Source organism: Streptomyces yaizuensis (genome assembly GCF_034961445.1).
Taxonomy (GTDB): domain Bacteria; phylum Actinomycetota; class Actinomycetes; order Streptomycetales; family Streptomycetaceae; genus Streptomyces; species Streptomyces yaizuensis.
In genome coordinates, this window is sequence record NZ_BSBI01000001.1 from 23867 (window position 1) to 40868 (window position 17002).

Below are 17002 nucleotides of genomic sequence, written 5' to 3' on the forward strand. Positions count from 1 at the left end.
ATCGATGTGGTGCCTGCTCACCTTCCCGCAGGCCGGGGCCGCTCAGGAGGATGGAGCCGAAGACGGCAGAGTGGTGGCCCGAGCGGCGGTGACCGCTCGGCGGACGAGGGCCGAGGACGGGCGACATGCTGGGCATACGGGACTATCGGCGCTCCCTGGAACGCAGCAGACAGGCCCTGGAGCACCGGAACCGGCCGGACACCTTCGACCTCTGCGGCCGCACCTGGGACCTGCTGCCCGGGGTCTTCGCCCCCGTCTACTCGCCCACCACCGAGTTCTCCCTGCGACTGCTCGGCCTGGACGACCCGGCGGCCGGCGGCCGCACCGGCTCCCTGCTGGAGATCGGCTGCGGCACCGGAGTCATCGCGGTGGCCGGAGCACTGGCCGGCCACGACCGGGTGGTGGCCGCCGACATCAACGAGGCCGCCGTCCGCAACGCCGTGCTGAACGCCCGCAGACACGGCGTCGCCGACCGGGTCCGCGGCGCCCACGGCGACCTCTTCGACGCGATCCCTCCCGGGGAACGCTTCGACACCGTCTTCTGGCACTCCAACTACGTGCTCGCACCGGCGGAATACCGCTACCGGACGATGCACGAACGCGGATACGTCGACCCGGGCTACGCCACCCACCGCCGCTTCCTCACGGACGCGTTCGGCGTGCTCGCCCCGGGCGGCACGGTCCTGCTGCACTTCAGCGCGCGGGGCGACCTGGACACCCTGTCCCGGGTCGCCGGCGAGTGCGGCCGGGGCCTGCGGGTGGTGCGCGGCGCCGTCTTCCGGGAGGGCGAGTACGACGTCGAGCACCTGCTGATCGAGGTGACCGGGACACCCCGGGCTTCCGGTGGCTGCGGTGGCGCGGAGCCGCCGTCCGGCACCGGCGTCTGACGGGGGACCGGCGTGCGCACCCTGCTCATCGACAACCACGACTCGTTCACCTACAACCTCTTCCACTACCTGGCCGAGGTCAACGGCCGGGAGCCCGAGGTCGTCGTCAACAACGACCCGCGCTGGCACCCCGGCCACCTCGCCGCCTTCGACAACGTCGTCCTCTCGCCCGGCCCCGGCCACCCCGGGCGCCCCGCCGACTTCGGCATCTGTCGCGACGTCCTGGACCACGGTGGCCTGCCCACCCTCGGGGTGTGCCTCGGCCACCAGGGCCTCGCGGCCCTCCACGGAGCCCGCGTGGGCCGCGCGCCCGAGCCGTACCACGGGCGGACCTCGCCGGTCCTGCACACCGGAACGGACCTCTTCGACGGGCTGCCGTCCCCCTTCGCGGCGGTCCGCTACCACTCCCTGGCCGTCGACCGGCTGCCCGCCGCGCTCCAGGCCACCGCCTGGACCCCGGACGGCGTCCTCATGGCCCTGCGGCACCGCCTGCGCCCGCTCTGGGGCGTGCAGTTCCACCCCGAGTCGATCGGCGGCGAACACGGCCACCGGCTCCTCGACAACTTCCGCACCCTGACGCTCCGGCACGGCGGACGACACCGGCCCGCGCCACGGGCCACGGCCCCCGCCCCGGCCGTCGAGATCCCTCGTACGCCCGCCACGCCCGCTCCCCGGCGGCGGCTGCGCGTCCTGACCCGTACGCTCCCCTTCCACGGGGACGGCGAGACCGCCTTCGACCGGCTCTTCCGCCGGGGCGACCACCCCTACTGGCTGGACGCCGCCCGGCCCGACTCCGGCACCGGCCGGCGCTCCGTCATGGGCGACGCCTCGGGACCGCTCGGCCGGGTCGTCCGCGCCGACGCGTGGGACCAGACCGTGACCGTCCGCTCGGCGGCCGGCACCGTCACCACCCACGGCCCCTTCCTGGACTGGCTGGACCGGGACCTCGCCGCACTCGACACCCGCGTCCCCGAGCTGCCCTTCGACTTCGCCCTCGGCTGGGTCGGCTACCTGGGGTACGGGCTGAAGGCCGAGTGCGGCGGCCGGCCGGCGCACCGCTCCACCGAACCGGACGCCGTCCTCGTCTTCGGCGACCGCGCGCTCGTCCTCGACCACACCACCGGAACCGGCCATCTGCTCACGCTCGTCGAAGACGACGCCGCTGACGGTGCCGGCGGCCGGGGTGCCTGCGGCGGCGCGGCCGAACGGGCCGCCCGCCAATGGCTCGACGAAGCCGCCCGCACCCTCGCCGCCCTGCCCCGGCGGGCCGCCCCCGCCGCCGCCCGGCCCGCACCACCCCGCGCACTGCGGCTGCGCCACGACCGCACCGCGTACCTGGGCCTGATCGACAGCTGCCAGGAGGAGATCGCCGCGGGCGAGACCTACGAGGTCTGCCTCACCAACATGGCCGAGGCCGACGGCGACCGGGACCCCTGGCAGGACTACCGCTATCTGCGCCGCACCAGCCCCAGCCCCCTCGGCGCCTTCCTCCCCTTCGACGGGATCGCCGTCCTCAGCACCTCACCGGAACGCTTCCTCAGGGTCGACCGCCACGGCCACGCCGAATCCCGCCCCATCAAGGGCACCCGGCCACGCGGCACGACACCGGCCGAGGACCGCGCCCTCGCCGCCGACCTGAGGACCAGCCCCAAGGACCGCGCCGAGAACCTGATGATCGTCGACCTGGTCCGCAACGACCTCGGAAAGTGCGCCAGGACCGGATCGGTGACGGCCGACGACATCTTCCGCGTCGAGACCCACGCCCGCGCCCACCAGCTCGTCAGCACCGTACGGGCCCGGCTGCGGGCCGACAGCACCACCGTGCGGTGCGTCCGCGCGGCCTTCCCGCCCGGCTCCATGACCGGCGCCCCCAAACTGCGCACGATGGAGATCATCGACCGGCTCGAAAACGGCCCGCGCGGGGCCTACTCCGGCGCCATCGGCTACTTCTCGCTCACCGGCGCCGCCGACCTCAGCGTCGCGATCCGTACCGCCGTGATCACCCCCGGCCGGATCCGGTACGGCGTGGGCGGCGCCGTCATCGCCCTCTCCGACCCGGCGGAGGAGTTCGAGGAGACCATGGTCAAAGCCGCCCCGTTCCTCGCCCTGACCGGCGATGACGGACCCGCGACCGGCCCCCGCGCCCCCTTCGCCCTGGGAACCCGCGGCTGACGCCACCCCCTCGGGGGCCGGGCGCCGCACGCCCCGCCCGGGCCCCCGCGCGACCTGATGGAGTATCGGCCACCTGACGGAGTGAGCCCGGCGGCGTTGGCGGCACCCGGTGCCGCGCCACAAGATCTGAAAGAGCCTCAGCCGTCCGGCGGCCCGCGGACCGCCGCCGGACCGGGAACGGCCGCACGGGCCCCGCCGCGCCCGCCGGCCGTCCACCACCCCTGCCCCCGCAGCCCCGCGGCACATCCCACGACGTTCGCCCGCCGTGCGCCGACGCGCCCGCGCACCTTTGCCCCGGGAGACACCCATGGTCACCGCCCTGTCCGCCCTCCGCACCCGGCCCGCCCGCCACCAGCCCGACTGGGCCGGCCACGAGCAGCTGCGCGACATCACGGACCGGCTGGCCGAACTGCCACCCCTGGTCGAAGCGGCCGACGTCCGGCGGCTGCGCGCCCAGCTCGCCGCCGTCGCCGCCGGACAGGCCCACGTGGTCCAGATCGGCGACTGCGCCGAGGACCCCGAGGAGTGCTCGGCGGGATACATCGCCCGCAAGGCCGGCCTGCTCGACGTCCTGGCCGGCATCGTCGGAATGGCCACCCGGCGGCCCGTGGTCCGGGTCGGCCGGATGGCGGGCCAGTTCGCCAAGCCCCGCTCCCGCCCCACCGAACACATCGGCGGCCTCGAACTCCCCGTCTACCGCGGCCACCTGGTCAACAGCCCGGAACCCGACCCCGAGCTGCGCCGCCCCGACCCCCGGCGCCTGCTCACCTGCTACCGGGCCGCCGCCGAGGCCATGACCCACCTCGGCCGGCCCGACCCGGCCCGCCGGTCCCCGCTCAGCCCACCGGTCTGGACCAGCCACGAAGCACTGCTCCTCGACTACGAACTCCCCCTGGTCCGCCCCACCGGCGACGACACCGACCCCCTGCTGACCTCCACCCACTGGCCCTGGATCGGCGAGCGCACCCGCCAGCCCGACGGCGCCCACGTCGCCCTGCTCGCCTCCGTGGCCAACCCGGTCGCCTGCAAGATCGGCCCCGGCACCACCCCGGACGAGGCACTGGAGCTGTGCGCCCGGCTCGACCCGCGCCGCGAGCCCGGCCGGCTGACCCTGATCGCCCGGATGGGCGCCGACCTCGTCGCCGCCCGGCTGCCCCCGCTGGTCCGGGCCGTACGGGCGGCCGGACACCCCGTCGTCTGGCTCACCGACCCCATGCACGGGAACACCGTCACCGCGCCCGGCGGACTGAAGACCCGCTTCGTGGAGCACGTCGTACGAGAAGTCCAGCGCTTCCAGCACGCCGTCCGCACCGAGGGAGGCGTCGCCGGCGGACTGCACCTGGAGACCACACCCGACGACGTCACCGAATGCGTCCACGACGCCTCCGGCACCGACCGCGTCGGCGACACGTACACCAGCTTCTGCGATCCGCGCCTCAACCCCGGCCAGGCCATCGCCGTGGCCTTCGCCTGGCGGGGCTGACGCGGCCCGCCTTCGCCCATCCACCCAGAGGGAGGTTCGGACAGTGACGAACACGATCGCGCTGGTCACCGGAGCAGCAGGCGGCATCGGCACGGCCGTGGTCCAGGCCCTCGCCGCCCACGGCACCACCGTGGCCGCCGTCGACCGCGACGAGGAGGGCCTGCGCGCCACCGTGGCCCGCCTGACCGCCGACGGCCTGCGCGCCCACGCCTACCCGGCGGACGTCAGCGACCCGGCCGCGGTCAACAGCCTCGTCGACACCGTGGAACGGACACTCGGACCGGTGGACCGGCTCGTCAACGCCGCCGGAGTACTCCGGCTCGGCGAGGTCCGCGACTGCACCGACGACGACTGGACCACCACCTTCGCCGTCAACGTCAACGGCGTCTTCCACGTCTCCCGCGCCGTGGTCGACCGGATGATCCCGCGCGGGCGCGGCGCCATCGTCACCATCGCGTCCAACGCCGCCCGCACCCCCCGGACCGAGATGGCCGCCTACGCCGCCTCCAAGGCCGCCGCGACCATGTTCACCAAGAGCCTCGGCCTGGAGGTCGCCCGGTACGGCATCCGCTGCAACGTGGTCGCCCCCGGCTCCACCGACACCCCGATGCTCAGCTCGATGTGGCACGACGCATCAGGCCCCCGCGGCACCGTCCAGGGCCGGCCCGAGGCCTACCGCGTCGGCATCCCGCTGCGGAAGCTGGCCCTGCCCGCCGACGTCGCCGACGCCGTCCTCTTCCTCCTCTCGGACCGCGCCGGCCACATCACCCTCCACGACCTCACCGTCGACGGCGGCGCCGGCCTCGGCGCCTGACCCGCCACCCCCTCACCGAACCCCGCCCCAGGAGACCCCATCCCATGGCAGGCATTCCCACCATCGCGCCCTACCCGATGCCGACCGCGGGCGACCTGCCCCGCAACACCGCGTCGTGGACCGTCGACCCGGACCGCGCGGTGCTGCTCGTCCACGACATGCAGCGCTACTTCCTCAAGCCCTTCCCACCCGGCGGGGAACCCGGCTCCGACCTGCTCCGCAACACCGCACTGCTGCGCCGGCGGGCCGCCGCCCTCGGCGTACCCGTCGCCTACACCGCCCAGCCCGGCGGCATGACCCCCGAACAGCGCGGACTCCTCGCGGACTTCTGGGGGCCCGGCATGCGCGTCGACCCCGCCGACCGCGAGATCGTCGACCCCCTGGCGCCCGCCCCCGGCGACTGGCTCCTGAGCAAATGGCGCTACAGCGCCTTCTTCCGCTCCGACCTGCTGGACCGGATGCGCTTCCAGGGCCGGGACCAGATCGTCCTCTGCGGTGTGTACGCCCATGTGGGCGTCCTCATGACCGCCGTCGACGCGTTCACCCACGACATCCGGCCGTTCCTGGTCGCCGACGCCGTCGCCGACTTCTCCGCCACCCACCACCGGCTCGCCCTGGAGTACGCCGCCTCGCGCTGCGCGATGCTGCTCACCGCCCAGGAGGTGTTCGCATGACCGGCGGGACCACCGCGCACCTCCTGCGGCGGATCCTCGCGGACCGGCCCCCCGCCTTCGCCCTGCTGCACCGCCCTGAGACAGCCGGACCCGGCACCCTGGACATCCTGCTCGGCGACATCACCACCCCCGCGACCCTCGACCGCGTCCCCCTCGGCCCGCCGCCCGGTCGCCCGGGGCCCGAGGTGCTCGTCCTCGTCCCGTACCGGCAGATCGCCGAACGCGGCTTCGACGTCCCCGACGACGGCGCCCCCCTGCTCGCCCTGACCGTGACCGAACGGGCCACCGCCGCCCTCGACGAGGCACTGGCCCTCCTGCCCGACCGGCCCACCGAACTCGCCGGCGCCCGCTTCGAGCCCGGTGACGACGCGTACGCCGACATCGTCCGCCGCGTGATCGCCGACGAGATCGGCCAGGGCCAGGGCGCCAACTTCGTCATCCGGCGCACCTTCCTCGCCGACATCACCGACTACACCCCCCGCGCCGCGCTCGCCTTCTTCCGCCGCCTCGTCCACCACGAGTCCGGCGCCTACTGGACGTTCATCGTCCACACCGGCGACAGGACCCTCGTCGGCGCCAGCCCCGAACGGCACATCAGCCTCACCGGCGGCACCGCCGTCATGAACCCCATCAGCGGCACCTACCGCTACCCGCCCACCGGCCCCACCCTGCCCGGCGTCATGGACTTCCTCGCCGACCGCAAGGAAGCCGACGAGCTGTACATGGTCGTCGACGAGGAACTGAAGATGATGGCCCGGATCTGCGACACCGGCGGCCGGATCACCGGCCCCTACCTCAAGGAGATGACCCGGCTCGCCCACACCGAATACCTCATCGAGGGCCGCACCGCACGCGACCCCCGCGACATCCTGCGCGAAACCCTGTTCGCCCCCACCGTCACCGGCAGCCCCCTGGAGAGCGCCGCGCGCGTCATCCGCCGCTACGAGCCCGCCGGACGCGGCTACTACAGCGGCGTCGCCGCCCTCATCGGCCGCGACGCCGCCGGAGAACGGGTCATGGACTCGGCCATCCTGATCCGCACCGCCGACATCGACACCACCGGACGGCTCGCCATCGGCGTCGGCGCCACCCTCGTCCGCCACTCCGACCCCGCGTCCGAAGTCGCCGAAACCCGCGCCAAGGCCGCCGGACTGCTCGCCGCCCTGGAACCCCACGGACCCCGCACCTTCGCCGGCCACCCGAGCGTGCGGGCCGCCCTCGCCCGGCGCAACACCGTCATCTCCGACTTCTGGCTCGCCGACGGCACCGACCGGGAACCACGACCGGTGGACCTGGCCGGGCGCCGGGTCCTCGTCATCGACGCCGAGGACACCTTCACCGCCATGATCGAGCACCAGCTGCGCGCCCTCGGCCTCCACGTGACCAACCGCCGCTTCGACGAGCCCTACACCCTCGACGGCCACGACCTGATCGTCATGGGCCCCGGCCCCGGCGACCCCCGGCGGACCACCCACCCCAAAATCGCCCACCTGCGCTCGACCATCACCCAACTCCTCACCCGGCGACTCCCGTTCATCGCGGTCTGCCTCAGCCACCAGGTCCTCGCCACCCTCCTCGGCCTGCCACTGCGCCGCCGGGACCACCCCAACCAAGGGGTCCAGCGCGAGATCGACCTCTTCGGCACGCGCGAACGCGTCGGGTTCTACAACACCTTCGCGGCGGTCAGCGCGGAGGCGAGGGTGGAGGTGGCGGGGGTCGGCGCGGTCGAGATCAGCCGGGATCCGGGGACGGGGGAGGTGCATGCGATGCGGGGGCGGGGGTTTGCGTCGACGCAGTTCCACGCGGAGTCGGTCCTGACGCGCGAAGGCCCGAGGATCACGGGTGAATTGATCGGGACCGCCCTCCGCGCCACCCCGGTCCCGACCGGCTAGCCTCGCGCTGTCCGCCCGTGTCGGTACGGGGTCGCGGCGCTCGTCCGGGGTTCCGGCTGCCCAACCCGTGTCGGTACGGGGTCCCGCACCCTTCTTCTCCCCGCCGGGGGTACGGTCCGGCTTCGCTTGCTGTGTGGGTGGGGGTGCAGGGTCGCCCCCGCAGGGGATCGGCGGAGGCCGACCCGCACTCAACCTGGTGAGTACGCTCGCCGACCCCGAGGAGGTGAGCCCGGAGGCCCCGCCAACCCGCACCACTTGCCCGGGCCAGGGACCACCCGCACAGACCCGCCCCGTCAACGTTGACCCGCGCAAACCCGCTTCGCCGACGATCACCCGGCAAAATCCAGCCTCTTGGGGGTCCCCCCGGACGAAGTCTGGGGGAGATTGAGGCGCGGGGCCTCGGGGGCTGGCCCCCGACGAGGGGCCGCACATGCCATGTGCCCGGGAACCTGTCCGCCCCTGCGGCAACCCGGAAAACTCAGCCTCGCCGACGACGACCCGAGCACATCCAGCCGGTCCGGCGATTGAGGACGGACCAGCACCTTGCCCCGCCGCACAGGCGAACGTCCCGCAGTGTGCGGGCCCGTGTCGGGGACCAGTCCCCGAACCCCTGCGCCTCAATCGCCGGCGGGGCTGGATTTTGCCCAGGTCGACGGCGAGGCTGGATTTGCTCGGGTGATCGTTGGCGAGGCGGGTTTGTGCGGGTCGACCCGGGTCCGGGTGGTGGTGCGGGTTGGCGGGGCCTCCGGGCTCACCTCCTCGGGGTCGGCGAGCGCGAAGCGGCTGTCCCACTGGGCCGGTAGGTCCGCCGATCCCCTGCGGGGGCGACCCTGCACCCCCGCCCACGGGCAAGAACGGGGCGGCCGGTACCCCCGGCGGGGGAAAGAAGGGTGCGGGACCCCGTACCGACACGGGCAAGGCAGCCGGGACCCCGGACGGGAGGCCGAGGCACCCGTACCGACACGGGCAGGCAGGGCGCGGCCCCGGGCGAGCGCACCCCGCCCGCATCGACCCGGGTCGGCCAGCGCAAGGTCAGGGCTGGGACAGTTCGCGGGCCAGTTCCAGCCGCTTCACCTTCGTCGTCGCCGTGTGCGGCAACTCGTCCAACCGCCTCTGCACCGGCGCCGCCAGCCCCGGCAGCCCCTCCACCGCGCTCTCCCAGCGTCCGCGGTCCAGCGGCCGGTCGTCGCGGGTGCACACCACGGGTACCGGGGCGCCGTCCCCGCCGGGCACGATGATGACTTCGAGGAGTTCGGGCAGCCGGGTGAAGAGCTTGTCCTCCAGCTCCAGGGTGCTGCTGATGCCCGGGATCTCGTCGACCTCGCGGTCCAGCAGATGCAGGCACCCCCACCGGGTGCGGTACCCGAGGTCGCCCATCCGCCACCAGCCGTCCCGCGAGAACTGCCGGTCGTAGCGCTCGTGTTCGCCGAAGTAGTCGACGATCCGCCCGCCGCTGCGCACTTCGATGTGTCCGGGTGAGTCCTTGGTGGGTGTGCGGCCGTCGCGGCTCACGATCCGTACTTCGGTCATGCCGGGGAAGGTCCGTCCGACGCAGCGCCCGTCGGCGCCGGCCCGGCGGTGCCGGGTGTAGGTCCGTGCGGCGATGGCGCCGGTCTCGCTCTGTCCGTAGGTCTGGGCGAAGAAGGGCAGTCGGCGTTCGGAGGCGCCGAGGAGTGTGCCGACGGTACGGGGGTGGATGGCGTCGAAGGTGTTGCTGAAGCAGCGGACGTTGGCCAGCGGCTTCGCCGGGTGGTCCGCGAGGACCTCCCAGTGCAGGAGGGTGTTGGGGTGGGACTCGATCACTCCGGGCGGGACGCGGGCGAACAGCTCGGCGACCTGTTCGGGGTCGTCGTCGCGCAGGATGATCAGGGGGTGGCCGCGCAGGGCGAACAGCGCGGCTCCGCTGATCATCCGGGAGTGGGCGAAGGAGACGTGCACGGCGATCGGTTCGTGCCGGCCGACGGGGGCGAGCAGCACCGACTGAGGGCGGCAGCGGGCCTGGATGGTGATCCCGGTCTGGACGGCGAGTTTGGGCAGGCCGGTGGTGCCGGAGGTGTGGGTGATCAGGGCCGGCTGGTCCTGTGGCCGGGGCACCGGTGCGATGCGTTCGATCCCGGAGAGGCCGGTGAGCGGGGTCGCGCCGGGGAAGTCGCCGGTGGCCGTCAGGACCCGTTCCGTCAGGTCGAAGACCTCGGGCGGGAGTTCCTTCTCCAGTTTGGCCGCGTCGGTGAGGAGGGTCGGCCGGCGCAGGCGTTCCAGCAGCCGGGCGACGGTGACCCCGTCCAGCTGGGGCGAGAGCAGGACGGGGATGGCACCGGCGCGGGCGACGCTGTAGGCGAGGAGGGAGATGTCGAAGTTGTCGGACTTGTGGATCACGACGCGTTCGCCCGGCCGGACCCGGGCGGCCCACAGCCGGGTGGCGTGGTCGTCGATCAGGTCGGCGATCTCGGTCAGGGTCAGCCGGCGGCCGAGGCCGGGGGCGATGTCGAGGTGGTGGTCGAGGTAGACGGGGCTCGCCGGGTGCCGGGCGGCGGCCCGGTCGAAGACCGTGCCCAGCCGGATGCCCTTGTTGCCCACGCGTTGCAAGAACATGCGTCTCTTCCTGTTCGGTCGGTGGCGGATCGGACGGGCGCGGGCCGGGCTCAGGGTTGGCTGAGGGCCCGGTCGACGAGGGGGCCGGCCGCCCCGGTGTAGCCGGCGGGGTCGCAGAGCCGGGCCAGTTCGCCCGTACCGAGGAGCGCGGCCGCTTCGGGGAGGCCGGCGAGGATGTCGCCGAGGGGCCGCCCGGTGCGGTCGGCCTCGGTGGACGCGTCGGTGAGCAGCCGCCGGGCGGCGGCCCTGCCGATGCGGGGGGCGAGGACCGCCGCGATCCGTTCCGAGACGACCTGGCTGCCGGTGAGCGCCAGGTTGGTCCGCATCCGCTCCGGCCGCACCTCCAGGCCTTCGGCGAGTTCGACGGCGGTGTGCGCGGCACCCCCGGTGAGCCGCAGGGCTTCGCGCAGCAGCTGCCATTCGGCGTGCCAGGCGCCCGCCGAGCGTTCGTCCTCGGACAGCAGGCACTGGGTGAGGCCGGTGGCGAGGACCGGCACCTGGAGGGCGGCGCTGCGGATCAGGGTGGCGAGGACCGGGTTGCGTTTGTGGGGCATCGCGGAGGAGCCGCCGCGCCCGGCGGCGGCCGGTTCGGCGACCTCGCCGACCTCGGTCCGCGTCAGCGACTGCACGTCGATCGCGAACTTGCCGAGGGCGCCGGCGGTGAACGCCAGGGCGGCGGCGAGGTCGGCGACGGGGGTGCGCAGGGCGTGCCAGGGCAGCGTCGGGCGGGCGAGCCCGGTCTCGGCGGCGAACGCGGAGACCAGCCGGTCGGCGTAGGAGCCGGGGCCGGTGTCGCCGTCGACGCGGGCGTACTCCAGATATCCGGCGAGGGTGCCGGCGGCCCCGCCGAGGGAGACCGGAAGCCCTCCTTCGGCGATCCGTCCGAGCCGCTGTTCGGCGTCCAGGACGAGCCGGCGCCAGCCCGCCGCCTTGAGGCCGAAGGTCGTCGGCACGGCGTGGAGGGCGAGCGTCCGCCCGGCGATGACGGTGTCCCGGTGCCGTTCGGCGAGGACGGCCAGCGCCCGTGCGGTCCGGGCCAGATCGGCCCGGACGATTCCCAGGGTGCGCGCCGCGACCAGCATCGTCCCGGTGTCGAGGATGTCCTGGCTGGTCGAGCCCCGGTGCACGTACTCGGCCGCCGCCGGGTCCTCCTCGGCCACCAGCCGGGTGACCGCCCCGACCAGGGCGACCACCGGGTTCGCGGTCTCCCGGGAGGCGAGGGCCAGGGCCCGCGCGTCCAGCCGTCCGGCCCGTGCCGCGCGGCCGATGGCGTCGGCTGCGGCCTGCGGCAGGGTGCCCAGCCCGGCCTGGGCCCGGGCGAGGGCCGCCTCCGCGTCCAGCATGGCCTGGAGCCAGGCCCGGTCGCAGACGGCGGCCTCGGCCGGTGTCCCGGCCCGTACCGGCGACAGCAGCCCGGTGTCGGCCAGGATGCCGCGTTCGTCGTCCGGCCGGCCGGCGCGGCTCATACGAGGACCCCGGTCAGGTCGGTCTCGGCCGCGCCCGGACGGACCCCGGACGGCACCTGGGTGGCGGGCGGCAGGGCCAGCACCGACCGGGCGATGGCGTCGGAGTCCCCGAGGGTCACCGAGTCCACCCCGGGCCGGATCCCGGCCGCCGTGACCCAGTGCACGGACTCCGTGGGGACGCCGTACGCGTACCGCCTCGGATGCGCCCGGCCCCGGGTGTCCAGCAGCCGGTACGGACGCTCGGTGACGGCCAGGCCGCCGGTCTCGTACCCGCCGCCGGCTCCGGGGATCCGGTACACCGCCGCCTGCTCGGTGCTCAGCAGGTGCAGCAGCAGCGGATCGGTGGTCCGGCGCAGGTCCGGCTCCGGCAGCCGGGCCTCGATCAGGACGGTGGCCCGGATGGGCGGCCCCGGCACCGACCGGGAGGTGAGGACGTACGCGGGCGCGTCGGTGTCGATCCGGATCTCGGTACCCGGGCCGGTCAGCTCCACCGTGCCGGCCTCGATCAGGGCGATCAGCTCCTCGATCCGGGAGACCGGCGGGCCGATCGACAGGAAGGCGTTGAGCGGGGTGTACCAGCCCTCCAGGTCGTCCCGGTGCGAATCGCCCGCCAGGCCGCCGTGGTCGACGGCGAGACGGATCTCGTTGCGCAGGTCGCGCAGGACGTCCAGCGCCGCCTTGAGCGGTCCGCTGAGATTGCCCGCACGGGCCGCCTCGACATCCCGGGCGAGATAGCCGAGGAGCCAGGCGCGGAAGTCGTCCCGGCCGGTGAACGTCCGCTCCCCGTAGGGGCGGACGAGCCGGTCCCAGTCCCAGCGGTCCTCCGCGGGGATCCGGTACGCGTCGAGGAGTTCCCCCGTGCCCGCGCCGTCGCCGGCCGCCAGATACCGCTGGGTGAAGTCCTCCCGCTCGGCGCCGCGCCCCCGCGCGTCGAGGAGCGTCCCGTAGTAGACGCTCTCCACCTCGCGCGCGATCAGCGGCCACAGGCAGGTGCCGAAGCGCACCGGCTCGCCCCCGGCGGACCGCCCGCGCAGCCCGGCGATGTACTCGGCGGTCAGCAGCCTGGGGAAGTAACGCCCGTACGCGCCCTTCTCGTTCTCGCCGCGCGCGTGGTACGGGATGCCGCGCCGCGAGCTGGCGAACAGCCTCGGCTCCCGGCCCGAGGGGCGGTACACCAGCCGTCCGTCGCCGTCCCGGCCGAAGGAGCCGCCGCGACCGATCGTGAACAGGGCCATGTGGTCGAAGAAGTTGAGCCCCAGGCCGCGCAGGAACACGTGGTGCCCCGCCGGGATGCCGTCCAGGTTCAGGTCGGCCGGGTTGGCCGGGGTGATGTAGGTGAGGTGGTGGATCCGGGCGAGGCTCGCCGTCCGCTCCTCGTGCGGGGTCAGCCGGGCGGAGACATGGCCCTGGGCGAGGACGATGGCGTCCAGGGCGTCGAGCCGGGTGCCGTTCTCCAGCCGGACGCCCTGCGGGCCGCCCGGGACGCCGTGGGTGTCCGCCATGGCGACCGCCCGCGAGCGGTGCACCCGCACGGTGAGGTGCGCGGGCGCGGCATCCACCACCCGGCGGAAGCTCGCGTGCAGATAGCGGCCGTAGAACGCGCGGGTGGGGTAGGTGTCGGGACCCAGGGCGCGGGCCTCCGCGACGGTCGCCGGGTCCGGTCCGGGCGCGGCGCCGGGCCCGGCGATCTCCCGGGCCCACTCGTACAGGCTCGGCCCCGGCTCGATCGGCCCGTCGATCGTCGAGCTATCGTCGGTGTACACCGTGATCTGCGAGGCCACCGTGTTCATCAGGAGATGGCGCGACTGGTCGGAGCGCCACACCGCGCCGGCGCCGGGCGCGGCCGGATCGACCACGTGCACGGTGACGGAGGTACGGGAGGGCTCCGCGCGCTCGTTGGCGCACAGCCGCTCCAGCACCGACAGGCCGCGCGGCCCCGCGCCCACCACGCAGACTTCGAGGTCGGCCTTCCCCTTCGGCCCGGTCACGGGGTCACCTCCGGCACGCCAGAACCCTGCCGCCCGTCGACGGCGCCGGGGCGTTCCCCGGCGAGGAGCAACCGGGCGAGTTCCAGGCGTTTGATCTTGGTGGTGGCGGTCTGCGGCAGCTCGCCCAGCCGCCACTGCACCGGCTCGGCCATCGGCGGCAGCGACGCGGCGGCCCGCCGCCAGGCCGCCGGGTCGAGCGGCAGATCGTCCTTGGTGCACACCACCGGCACGGCCGCGCCGTCCGGACCGGGGACGATGATGACCTCGGCGAGCCCCGGCAACTTCCCGAACAGGGTGTCCTCGGCGGCGAGCGTGCTGCCGAAGCCCTCGATCACATCGACCTCCCGGTCCAGCAGATGGACACAGCCCCACCGGGTGCGATAGCCGACGTCCCCCATGCGCCACCAGCCGTCCGGGGACACCTGGGCGTCGTAACGATCCTGCTCACCGAGGTAGGTGACGATCCGTCCGTCGCTGCGCACCTCGATATGGCCCGGGTTCAGCGCGGACGGCGGACGGCCGTCCCTGCTGACCACGCGGACGTCGGTCATCCCCGGGAACGGCATCCCGACGCAGCGGCCGTCGTCGTCGGGCGTCCGGCGCCGGGTGAAGCCGCGCACCACGGCGGGGCCGACCTCGCTCTGCCCGTACAACTGCCCGAACACCGGTGAGCGGCGCCGGGTGGCCCGCAGCAGCCGGTGCACGGTACGCGGATGGATCGCGTCGAAGGTGCTGCTGAACAGCTTGACGTTGGACAGCGGGCCGCGCGGGTCGTCCGCCAGCTCCTCCCACTCCAGGAAGGAGTTGGGGTGGGCCTCCAGGATGCCCGGCTTCAGCCGCGCGAACAGGTCCCCCGCCTTCTTGGGGTCCGCGTCGCGCAGCACCACCAGCGGGAAGCCCCGGTACAGCGCGATCGCGAGCGCGGTGATCAGCCGGGAGTGGACGAAGGAGACATGGATCGCGACGGTCTCCCGGCCCCGGATCAGCGGGCCGACGACGGACGCCTGCGGGCGGTAGCGGGACTGGAGGCTGAAGCCGGTGTGCACGGCGAGCTTGGGCGTTCCGGTGGTGCCCGAGGTGTGGGTGACCAGGGTCGGACGGTCGGGCGGCAGCACGACCGCCGGGACGCGCTCCACCCCGGCGAGCGCGCGCAGTTCGACGGCGTCCGGGTAGGACCCCGAGGCGAGCACCACCCGCTCGGCGAGGCCGGGGACCGTCGCGGGCAGCTCGTTCGCCAGCTTCTCCTGGTCGGTGACGAGGAACGGCCGGTCGGTACGGCGCACCAGTTCCGCGACGGTGGCGCCGTCCAGCTTCGGCGAGAGCAGTACCGGGACGGCCCCGGCCCGTGCCGCGGCACAGGCGAGCAGGGTGATGTCGAAGCCGTCGGACTTGTACACGACGACCCGCCGGCCCGGCCGTACGCCCGCCGCCCACAGCCGGGAGGCGAGGTCGTCCACCAGATCGGCCACCTCGGCGACGGTCGCCCGGCGGCCCAGTTCCGGGGCGACATCGAGGTCGTGGTCGAGAACGAGGACGTTCGCGCCGTGTCGGGCCGCCGCGCGTTCGAACATGTTCCCGAGCCGGATTCCCCGGTTTCGGATACGTTGAAGAAGCACCTGTCCGCCTCCCGGACCCGGCTGCGCGCCGTCGGTCCATGACGTGAATGGGGAAATTCCGGGGTCCCGGACGCGGACGCACGGGCCCGTACCGGGAATTCCCGCAGAGAGTGAAGGGAACGAAGAGCGCGAAGGGAAAGCAGAGCGTGAAGAGGGGGAGGGCATTTTTCAGGCAGAGGTGTCCGTGCCGTCGTCGGGCACAGGCCTGTGCCGGCCCGGTGTCATGCGCTCTCGATGACGTCCTTGACGCGGCGCAGGGTCGCGGACAGATCGTCGGCGATCTTGTCGCCCCACTCGGCGAAGAATCGTTCCTTCTCGGCGGGGCCCATCTCCGAGACGATGACCCGGATCCCCTCGGTGGGCGAGTCCATCCGGAAGTGATGGATCAGCAGACTGCCCCCGCCGCTGCTCGCGGGCGCGATGTCGAATCCCCAGACGCTCTGCTGCCGGCGGCCCGCCGAGTCGCACATGGCCCACCGGAAGGTCCGCCCCGGCTCCGCGGCGACCACCTCCGCATGGGTCGTCCACTCCCCGCGGACGACCGGCGCCCAGCCGACGACATCCGTCGCGCGCACATTGTCCCCCCGGAACACGGACCCCACGGCGGCCGGTTCACCGGTGATCCATGCGCCGCCCCGGCATTCCCGGCTCCATTCGCCGCTGCGCGGCAGATCGCTGATCACCGCATAGACGTCGAACGGTGCGGCGGAAATGTGAATACCGGCGTCGGCGGAGAATATCGGCTGCTTCTCAGTGCTGGCTTCGCCCATAAGGGAATCGTCGCAGCCGGGCCCCGGCGGGGGTCAAGACGGGGCCCGCTCTTCCGTCAACTCGACGTTTTCGTGTCAACTCCACCGGGCCGTGCGGCCCGTCCGGCGCTCCGGCTGCCGCCGCACCCCCGGGGCCGGGCCGGGTCAGGAGCCCGCCGACTTCCACGCCTTGCGGACCCGGGCGGTGAAGGAGGCCGCCTGCTCCCGGTGCGCGGTGGTGCCATGACGGGCGGCCAGCTCGTCGACCGGCCCGTCGGAGTCCTCGGTGATGTCGAGGACGAGGAGGGCGCCGCCGTCGGCGACATCGGCGCTCAGGACGATGAGGGCTGCCGTGCTCTCCTGGTCGCGCCGGGCCGCCAGGGCGTCGCCCAGCAGGGCCCCGGCGGTGGTTCCCGTCAGGGTGCCGAGCGGTCCGGCGAGCAGGCCGATCAGACCGCCGGTGGCGGCCGCGCCCACGGTCGCCGCACCGACGCCGACGGCCTGGTTCTCGGGTACGTCGACCGTGCCGTCGGCCGCGCGTTCGATGACGGCGGCCTGGCGCAGCCCGGGAAGGCCGACGGCCTCGGTGAAGGCGGCCCGGCTCGGGCCGTGGTCGCTGAAGGGCAGGGTGACCACCCGGTGGACGGACACGTTCCGTGAACCTCCTTC

At 74.0% G+C, this 17002-nt stretch carries 12 protein-coding genes; 6 read left to right on the forward strand and 6 right to left on the reverse strand.

Annotation, left to right across the window (positions count from 1 at the left end; all coding sequences use genetic code 11):
- The first annotated feature begins 125 nt into the window (after window positions 1-125).
- From SYYSPA8_RS00105 to SYYSPA8_RS00130, 6 genes are all read left to right on the forward strand, one after another.
- Window positions 126-887, forward strand: coding sequence for a class I SAM-dependent methyltransferase (locus SYYSPA8_RS00105; protein WP_323444770.1), 762 nt, complete (start codon window positions 126-128; stop codon window positions 885-887).
- 12 nt (window positions 888-899) lie between these two features.
- On the forward strand, window positions 900-3059 hold the full coding sequence (gene pabB / locus SYYSPA8_RS00110; RefSeq protein WP_323444771.1) for an aminodeoxychorismate synthase component I: 2160 nt from the start codon (window positions 900-902) through the stop codon (window positions 3057-3059).
- Window positions 3060-3366: 307 nt separating this feature from the next.
- Window positions 3367-4542 (forward strand): 3-deoxy-7-phosphoheptulonate synthase, encoded by a 1176-nt coding sequence (locus SYYSPA8_RS00115; protein ID WP_323444772.1) that lies wholly within the window; start codon window positions 3367-3369, stop codon window positions 4540-4542.
- A 43-nt stretch (window positions 4543-4585) separates the two neighbouring features.
- Window positions 4586-5356 carry a 2,3-dihydro-2,3-dihydroxybenzoate dehydrogenase gene (locus tag SYYSPA8_RS00120; RefSeq protein ID WP_323444773.1) on the forward strand — a complete coding sequence of 257 codons (771 nt, stop codon included), beginning with the start codon at window positions 4586-4588 and terminating at the stop codon, window positions 5354-5356.
- Between the two features lie 44 nt (window positions 5357-5400).
- Window positions 5401-6030, forward strand: a complete 630-nt coding sequence (locus SYYSPA8_RS00125; RefSeq protein WP_323444774.1) for an isochorismatase family protein — start codon at window positions 5401-5403, stop codon at window positions 6028-6030.
- A complete protein-coding gene (locus SYYSPA8_RS00130) occupies window positions 6027-7922 on the forward strand; it encodes an anthranilate synthase family protein (protein ID WP_323444775.1) in 1896 nt (631 codons plus the stop codon). Before SYYSPA8_RS00125 ends, SYYSPA8_RS00130 begins: the two co-directional genes overlap by 4 nt.
- A 1032-nt stretch (window positions 7923-8954) precedes the next feature.
- Here SYYSPA8_RS00130 and SYYSPA8_RS00135 read toward each other — a convergent pair.
- The 6 genes from SYYSPA8_RS00135 to SYYSPA8_RS00160 form a co-directional block, all read right to left on the reverse strand.
- Window positions 8955-10514 (reverse strand): class I adenylate-forming enzyme family protein, encoded by a 1560-nt coding sequence (locus SYYSPA8_RS00135; protein ID WP_323444776.1) that lies wholly within the window; start codon window positions 10512-10514, stop codon window positions 8955-8957.
- 50 nt (window positions 10515-10564) lie between these two features.
- On the reverse strand, window positions 10565-11980 hold the full coding sequence (gene pcaB / locus SYYSPA8_RS00140) for a 3-carboxy-cis,cis-muconate cycloisomerase (RefSeq protein ID WP_323444777.1): 1416 nt from the start codon (window positions 11978-11980) through the stop codon (window positions 10565-10567).
- Window positions 11977-13968, reverse strand: a complete 1992-nt coding sequence (locus SYYSPA8_RS00145; RefSeq protein WP_323444778.1) for an FAD/NAD(P)-binding protein — start codon at window positions 13966-13968, stop codon at window positions 11977-11979. Before SYYSPA8_RS00145 ends, pcaB begins: the two co-directional genes overlap by 4 nt.
- Window positions 13965-15539, reverse strand: a complete 1575-nt coding sequence (locus SYYSPA8_RS00150; RefSeq protein WP_323444779.1) for a class I adenylate-forming enzyme family protein — start codon at window positions 15537-15539, stop codon at window positions 13965-13967. Before SYYSPA8_RS00150 ends, SYYSPA8_RS00145 begins: the two co-directional genes overlap by 4 nt.
- Window positions 15540-15805: 266 nt before the next feature.
- Window positions 15806-16354, reverse strand: a complete 549-nt coding sequence (locus SYYSPA8_RS00155; protein WP_323444780.1) for an SRPBCC family protein — start codon at window positions 16352-16354, stop codon at window positions 15806-15808.
- A gap of 144 nt (window positions 16355-16498) precedes the next feature.
- On the reverse strand, window positions 16499-16984 hold the full coding sequence (locus SYYSPA8_RS00160; RefSeq protein WP_323444781.1) for a histidine kinase: 486 nt from the start codon (window positions 16982-16984) through the stop codon (window positions 16499-16501).
- Window positions 16985-17002: the final 18 nt, after the last annotated feature.

Excerpts from the sequence above, each read along its gene's own strand:
- SYYSPA8_RS00155 (WP_323444780.1), bottom strand. The coding sequence starts at position 16,354 with ATGGGCGAAGCCAGCACTGAGAAGCAGCCGATATTCTCCGCCGACGCC.
- pcaB (WP_323444777.1), bottom strand. The coding sequence starts at position 11,980 with ATGAGCCGCGCCGGCCGGCCGGACGACGAACGCGGCATCCTGGCCGAC.
- SYYSPA8_RS00125 (WP_323444774.1), top strand. The coding sequence starts at position 5,401 with ATGGCAGGCATTCCCACCATCGCGCCCTACCCGATGCCGACCGCGGGC.
- SYYSPA8_RS00150 (WP_323444779.1), bottom strand. The coding sequence starts at position 15,539 with ATGTTCGAACGCGCGGCGGCCCGACACGGCGCGAACGTCCTCGTTCTC.
- SYYSPA8_RS00115 (WP_323444772.1), top strand. The coding sequence starts at position 3,367 with ATGGTCACCGCCCTGTCCGCCCTCCGCACCCGGCCCGCCCGCCACCAG.
- SYYSPA8_RS00135 (WP_323444776.1), bottom strand. The coding sequence starts at position 10,514 with ATGTTCTTGCAACGCGTGGGCAACAAGGGCATCCGGCTGGGCACGGTC.
- SYYSPA8_RS00105 (WP_323444770.1), top strand. The coding sequence starts at position 126 with ATGCTGGGCATACGGGACTATCGGCGCTCCCTGGAACGCAGCAGACAG.
- SYYSPA8_RS00130 (WP_323444775.1), top strand. The coding sequence starts at position 6,027 with ATGACCGGCGGGACCACCGCGCACCTCCTGCGGCGGATCCTCGCGGAC.